Origin of the sequence: Caldimonas tepidiphila (assembly GCF_003569765.1) — a bacterium.
In the GTDB taxonomy this organism is placed as follows: domain Bacteria; phylum Pseudomonadota; class Gammaproteobacteria; order Burkholderiales; family Burkholderiaceae_C; genus Caldimonas; species Caldimonas tepidiphila.
In genome coordinates this window covers 1-1065 of record NZ_QXMG01000168.1, presented here as the reverse complement: position 1 = coordinate 1065, position 1065 = coordinate 1, and the positions used below count along the sequence as shown (strand labels likewise).

At 71.5% G+C, this 1065-nt stretch carries 1 protein-coding gene and 1 pseudogene; one reads left to right on the top strand and one right to left on the bottom strand.

The genetic code is table 11. The annotated features are described in order from the left end of the window. Positions 1–734 (bottom strand): LysR family transcriptional regulator (locus D3A59_RS24930; protein WP_157991719.1); only part of this gene is annotated, 734 nt, incomplete at its 3' end. A gap of 181 nt (positions 735–915) precedes the next feature. Here D3A59_RS24930 and D3A59_RS26585 point away from each other — a divergent pair. Then, positions 916–1065 (top strand): annotated as a pseudogene (locus tag D3A59_RS26585) (tripartite tricarboxylate transporter substrate binding protein); the annotation flags it as partial.

Sequence of the window (1065 nt, the reverse complement as noted above, 5' to 3'; positions counted from 1 at the left end):
ATGGCCAGCAGCACCGCGTCGCTGTGCCGCACGACCTCCACGAGGCTCGGCACCTCCTCGCAGCGCAGCGTGACGCAGGCGTCCGGATGGGCCTGCGGGCCATAACGCTCGACCAGCAGGCGAGCCACCTCGTCGCTCAGCGGCGTCGATGCGATCGGGAAGGCCCGCAGCGCCTCGAAGCCCAGCGCGCCGCGCCGGCGCGTCAGGGGATGGCCCGGGCGGCACATGAAGGCGCCCCGCATCTCCGCGAGCGTCTCCACCCGCAGGTCGGGCGCGGGCGCCAGCGAGCGCGCATCGACCACCAGCGCGTCGAGCCGGCGCTCGCGCAGCGCCTGCACCAGCCGCTCGGTGTGGCCGCGCGCGATCTCCACCTGCATCCCGGGATGCCGCGTCGCCATGTGCCGCAGCAGCGGCGTCATCAGCATCGCCCCCGGCCCCGAGCCGAGCCCGATGCGCAGGCTGCCCGCGCGTCCTTCCCGCATCCGCTCGCCGCAGGCGCGCAGCTCGTCGGCCTCGAGCACCAGCTGCCGCGCTCGCGCCAGCGCCTCCCGGCCGAAGGGCGTCAGCTCGCTGCGGCGCCCGATCCGGTCGAACAGCGGCTGGCCGAGCTCCTGCTCCAGCGCGAGGATGCTGCGGCTGAGCGCCGGCTGGGTCAGGCACAGGGCCTCGGCCGAGCGGCTGAAGGAGCCGCTCTCGGCCAGCGAGATCAGGTGGCGGAGCTGGACGAGCGTCATCGCGCAGGCAGATGCATGAGTTCGACTCATCGTAATGGAGAAAACAATGCATTGGACGCAGTGATTTCCCCCTCATACGATGCACTCACGCTCGCACCTCACGGGTTTCGCGAGTGCCCCGGGCGAAGGAATCGCCCGCTGCCTACAGACACACGGATCCATCCGTGGCACAGGAGACAAGATGAACCGGATCGTCAAACGTGGCGTGGCCCTGCTGAGCGGGCTGCTGGTGGCCGGCAGCGCGCTGGCGCAGTCCTACCCGGCCAAGCCGATCAACCTGATGGTGCCTTACCCCGCCGGCGGGCCGTCGGACGCCATCGCGCGCATCTTC